5 protein-coding genes are annotated in these 5,203 nt (G+C 65.8%); 3 read left to right on the top strand and 2 right to left on the bottom strand.

Annotated elements, in window-relative coordinates; translation table 11 throughout:
* Both ABNS06_RS10900 and queA read right to left on the bottom strand, forming a co-directional pair.
* A partial coding sequence (locus ABNS06_RS10900; RefSeq protein ID WP_348674623.1) for a tRNA guanosine(34) transglycosylase Tgt occupies window positions 1-635 on the bottom strand: 635 nt, incomplete at its 3' end.
* The gene (queA, locus tag ABNS06_RS10895; protein ID WP_348674622.1) at window positions 632-1,672 is read right to left on the bottom strand and encodes a tRNA preQ1(34) S-adenosylmethionine ribosyltransferase-isomerase QueA; all 1,041 of its coding nucleotides are present in this window, start codon (window positions 1,670-1,672) and stop codon (window positions 632-634) included. The genes queA and ABNS06_RS10900, both read right to left, overlap by 4 nt.
* Here queA and ABNS06_RS10890 point away from each other — a divergent pair.
* The 3 genes from ABNS06_RS10890 to ABNS06_RS10880 form a co-directional block, all read left to right on the top strand.
* On the top strand, window positions 1,594-3,108 hold the full coding sequence (locus ABNS06_RS10890; protein WP_348674621.1) for a sodium-dependent transporter: 1,515 nt from the start codon (window positions 1,594-1,596) through the stop codon (window positions 3,106-3,108). The genes queA and ABNS06_RS10890 overlap by 79 nt on opposite strands.
* Window positions 3,108-4,745: an amino acid carrier protein gene (locus ABNS06_RS10885; protein WP_348674620.1), complete on the top strand. Its 1,638-nt coding sequence runs from the start codon at window positions 3,108-3,110 to the stop codon at window positions 4,743-4,745. The genes ABNS06_RS10890 and ABNS06_RS10885 overlap by 1 nt, the downstream gene beginning before the upstream one ends.
* A partial coding sequence (locus tag ABNS06_RS10880; protein WP_348674619.1) for a ferrochelatase occupies window positions 4,738-5,203 on the top strand: 466 nt, incomplete at its 3' end. The genes ABNS06_RS10885 and ABNS06_RS10880, both read left to right, overlap by 8 nt.

Below are 5,203 nucleotides of genomic sequence, written 5' to 3'. Positions count from 1 at the left end.
CCGCCGATGGCATAGCCGTCGAACCCGACCGCCGTCAGCCCCTGCAGGGACTCGGCGCGCAGCTCCGGATACATGCCGCCCTGCACGATGCCGAACAGCAGATTGGGGTTCTCCGCGTGAGCGTCGCGGCAGCGCGACGCCCAGCGTAGCGACAGACGCATGGACTCGGCCGCGTCGGACTCGGTCGCCGGATAAGCCGTGCATTCGTCGAACTGCATGACGATGTCCGAACCCAGCGCGTGCTGAACCTGGATGGACCGCTCCGGCGTCAGCTCGACCCGATCACCGTTGACCGGGGAGCGGAAAACGACGCCCTGCTCCGTCAGCTTGCGCAGTTCGGTGAGACTCCAGACCTGGAAGCCACCGGAATCCGTGAGGATTGGCCCGTCCCAGTGCATGAACCGGTGCAGCCCTCCGAGATCCCGGATCACGCGTTCTCCGGGACGGAGCATCAGGTGAAAGGTGTTGCCCAGGATGATGCTCGCGCCAAGCCCGCTGAGCTCTTCCGGCGTCATCGCCTTGACGGTCCCGTAGGTGCCGACAGGCATGAAGACCGGCGTCTCGATCACGCCATGCTGCGTGACCAGCCGCCCCCTACGGGCGCCGCCGTCCGTCGTCAGACACTGGAAGCTCATGCCCGCACTCCCGGCTGCGGCGTCAACCACATCGCGTCGCCATAGCTGAAGAAGCGATAGCCTGCGTCCACGGCATGCCGGTAGGCGCCCATCACCGTGTCGTATCCGGCAAAGGCGCAGACCAGCATCAGCAGCGTGGACTCCGGGAGATGGAAGTTGGTCATCAGCGCGTCGACCACGCGGAAACGGTCTCCCGGCTTGATGAACAGACGCGTGTCGCCATCCATGGGGGCCAGTTCCCCATCGGCGCTCGCGGCTTCCAGCGCGCGGACCACGGTGGTCCCGATGGCCACGACGCGCCCACCACGCTCGCGCGTGCGCCGCACCGCCTCGACCGTAGCCTCTGGAACCTGAACACGCTCGGCATGCATGCGGTGCTCCTCGAGCCGTTCGGCTCGCACCGGCTGGAACGTCCCCGCGCCGACCCACAGGGTCGTGGATGCGAACTCCACACCGCGTGCTTCGACCGCCTGCAACAGCTGCGCATCGAAATGCAGCCCGGCCGTCGGCGCCGCCACGGCGCCAGGCTGTCGCGCGAACACGGTCTGATACCGCTCCGCATCATCCGCGGTATCGGAACGCTTGATATATGGCGGCAGCGGCACGTGACCGACGGCATCCAGCACCTCCGCCCAGGTCGACGTGAGCAGCCGCAGCACGAACAGGCCGTCGTCCTGGCGCCCGTCCACCTCGACCTCGGCGCCACCGTCCAGCGTGACGCGCCCGCCCGCCTTGGGTGACTTGCTGGATCGCAGATGCGCCCAGGCCAGCCCGGGCTCCACGATCCGCTCGACCATGACCTCCACCCGTCCGCCGGTCGACTTGTGGCCAAACACGCGGGCCGGAATGACTCGCACATCGTTGGTGACGACCAGGTCGCCGGGTTCCAGGCAGGCCGGCAGATCACGGACCATGGAGTCAACACACGCCCCGCTGCCGCCATCGACCCGCAGCAGACGTGCTCCCGACCGATCGGGCAGCGGCTGCTGCGCGATCAGTGTCTCGGGCAGATCGTAGTGAAAGTCGGAACGTCGCATGCAGGCGGAACAGTCACGTCAGGGCGCGGATCATACGTCACCGGATCGCGCGGCATGGGCCGTGCATTACAATCGGCCCCAACAACATCAACGACATCGGGGGTTTCGTGGCTGCTGCACGCGAACACTGGGGGAGCCGATTCGGCTTTATCATGGCCGCCGCGGGCTCCGCGGTCGGGCTCGGCAACATCTGGAAATTTCCTTACGAGACCGGCGCCAACGGCGGCGGCGCGTTTCTGCTGCTCTATCTGCTCTTCATCGTCGTGTTCGGCGCCTCGCTGATCCTGGCGGAGATGGTGCTGGGCCGCGCGAGCGGGCGAAACCCGGTGGGCGCCTTCCGCCTGCTCGGGGGTGGCGGCTGGCCTCTGGTGGGCTATCTGGGCGTGTTCACCGGCTTCGTCATCCTGTCGTTCTACATCGTCATCGCCGGCTGGACCGTCGCCTACATGGGGTTCATGCTCGACGGCAGCCTGATCTCCGGAGATGCCGAAAGCATCGGCGCGCAGTTCAACAGCTTCATCAGCGGTGGCCTGACACCGGTCCTGCTCGCGGGCCTGTTCATGGCCGCCACCGTCGCGGTCGTGCTCGGCGGAATCGGCAAGGGCATCGAGCGCGCATCCAAGCTGCTGATGCCCATGCTGTTCGTCCTGCTGCTGGTCCTGATCATCCGCTCGATCTCGCTGCCGGGTGCCGGCGAAGGCCTGCGCTTCTTCCTGGTGCCGGACTGGAGCAAGGTGAACGGTTCCACGTTCACGTCGGCGATTGGTCAGGCGTTCTTTTCACTGTCGCTGGGCATGGGCGCGCTGATCACCTACGGCTCCTACCTGCCCAAAACGACGCCAATGCCCGGATCCGCGGCCATCATCGTCGGCCTGGACACCCTGGTCGCCGTTCTCGCGGGCTTCATGATTCTCCCCGCCGTGTTCGCCTATGGTCTGGACCCCGCCGCGGGGCCGGGACTGACGTTCGTCACGCTGCCGGTGGTGTTCTCGCAGATGCCCGCGGGCTCCGTCTTCGGCTTCGTGTTCTTCGCGCTGCTGTTCGTGGCCGCATTGACGTCATCCGTCTCGTTGCTGGAAGTGGTCGTCACCTACCTGGTCGACGAGACCCGCCTGACTCGCCGCAAGGCCGCGCTGGGCGCGGGGCTGATCTGCTTCGCGCTGGGTGTTCCATCCTCGCTGTCCCAGGGCGCGGTCGACATCCAGATCCTCGGCATGGACTTCCTCAGCGCCGCCGCATCGCTGACCGATCTGCTGTTGCCGATCGGCGGGCTGTGCACCGCCCTGTTCGTGGGCTGGAAGCTCGGCCCGAAGGCGCTGTCCCTGGTCACCAATGACGGCACCCAGCGATTCGCCCTGGCGCCGGTCTGGCTGTTCGTGCTGCGCTTCGTCGCACCGATCGGCATTGTCTACGTTCTGATCAGCGGGCTGTTCTGATGCAAGGCTTCTTCGACGTCATCAACGCGATCAACGCCGTGATGCTCAGCGTGCCGGTTCTACTGGCACTGCTGACCGTGGGGCTGATCTTCACGATCTGGACCCGCTTCTGCCAGTTCCGCTCGCTCACTCACGGCGTCGGATTGCTCACCGGCCGCTGGACCGGCAAGGACGGCGCGGGCGCGATCTCTCATTTCCAGGCACTGTCGGCCGCGCTGTCGGCCACGGTGGGCCTGGGCAACATCGCCGGCGTCGCCATCGCGGTCGAACTGGGCGGCCCCGGCGCGGTGTTCTGGATGTGGATGATCGGTCTGGTCGGCATGGCGGTGAAGACCACCGAGGTCACGCTGTCGATGCTCTACCGCGACACCAGCGACCCCACAAACCCGCACGGCGGCACCATGTGGGTGGCCAAGCGCGGCCTGCCGGAACTGTCCGCCCGGTTCAAGACCGCCGGCCCGGTCATCGGTGCATTGTTCACCCTGCCACTGATCCTGTTCGCGCTGACGGGCGGCAACATGTTCCAGGCCTGGAGCGTGTCAGATACCACGAACGCCTACTTCGGCGTGCCTCCCTGGATCTCCGGCGTGGTGCTCGCGGTGATCGTGGCCCTGGTGATCCTGGGCGGCATTCGCCGGATCGGCGTGATCGCCGGGACGCTGGTGCCGCTGATGTGCGCGATCTACATCATCGCCGGGCTGTTCGTGATCTTCGTGAATCGCGAGGCGGTGCCCGAGGTTTTCGCGCTGATCTTCAAGTCCGCCTTCTCCCCGGCGGACGCCACCGGCGCCTTCGTCGGGGCGAGTTTCGGCACCGCATTCATCTTCGGCATGAAACGCGCGCTGTTTTCCTCCGAAGCCGGGCTGGGCAGCGCGCCGATCGCCCACTCCGCGGTCAAGACCGACGAACCGGTAACCGAAGGCGTCGTTGCGGGCCTGGAGCCATTCATCGACACGATCGTCGTCTGCACCATCACTGCGCTGGTCATTCTCAGCAGCGGCATCTGGCAGCGTGACGCCGGCGGGACCTTCCCGGCGCCGCTGGAGCTGGTCGAGACGACAGCCGGATGGCAGCCAACCGAAACAGCCCTGCCCGCGGGCGACTGGCAGGATGGCGCCCAGATCTTCACCCTCGTCACCGTCGATGGTACGCGTACCCGCCTCTACGGCAGTGTCGACGGAGACCGGATCGACTGGCGCGGCATCAATGCGGACAGCGCCCCGGTCCCGGTGGACTCGGGGCTCTACGAGGACTTCACCGGTGCCACGTTGACCGCCAGGGCATTCGACAGCGGCGCGAATGGCCTGGGCAAATGGATGGTCACCATGGCCGTGTGGTTGTTCGCGATCTCGACGATCATCACGTGGAGTTACTATGGCGAACAGGGCGTGATCTATCTGCTGGGATCACGCTGGGTGGTGCCCTATCGGGCGGTCTGGTGTGTGCTGATCGTCGTGACCTGTCTGGGCTTCATCCGCACATCCGCGGAACTGGATTCGATCAGCACCGTCGCGCTCGGATTCATGCTGGTGATCAACCTGCCCATCATGCTGTTGCTGGGCAGCCGCATGGTCAGCCGCTACCGCGACTATTTCGCACGGATTCGTAGTGGAGAAATCCGCCCCAACAATGGATGAATCGCAAGCGCCGCACGCGCGCCAACCGAAACTGGGCGTGCTGCTCGTCAACCTCGGCAGCCCGGATGAACCGACGCCAAAGGCAATCCGACGCTATCTGCGCGAGTTCCTGTCCGATACGCGAGTGATCGAATTGCCACGCCTGCTGTGGCTGACGATCCTCCATCTGTTCGTACTGCCGTTTCGCCCCAAGCGAATTGCCTCTGGATACCGCGCGATCTGGACCGAACGCGGCAGCCCGCTGGCGGTGCATACCGCCGACCTTGCGACCGGCCTGCAACACCAGCTGGGCAGCCAGCTACCCGGACCGGTTGAGGTCGAATGGGCAATGCGCTACGGACAACCCGCCGTCGCGACGAAGTTGCGGAAGCTGAAGGCCGCGGGTGCGGAACGTCTGCTGGTCATTCCGCTTTATCCGCAATATTCGGCGACGACCACGGCTGCCGTATTCGATGCGG

This window comes from uncultured Abyssibacter sp. (assembly GCF_964000955.1).
Lineage (GTDB): Bacteria > Pseudomonadota > Gammaproteobacteria > Nevskiales > OUC007 > Abyssibacter.
The sequence above is the reverse complement of the archived record's forward strand: the minus strand, read 5'-3'. Positions and strand labels throughout refer to the sequence as shown.

Bases quoted from the DNA above. Each gene is read 5' to 3' on its own strand.
- ABNS06_RS10885 (WP_348674620.1), top strand. From the start codon at position 3,108: ATGCAAGGCTTCTTCGACGTCATCAACGCGATCAACGCCGTGATGCTC.
- queA (WP_348674622.1), bottom strand. From the start codon at position 1,672: ATGCGACGTTCCGACTTTCACTACGATCTGCCCGAGACACTGATCGCG.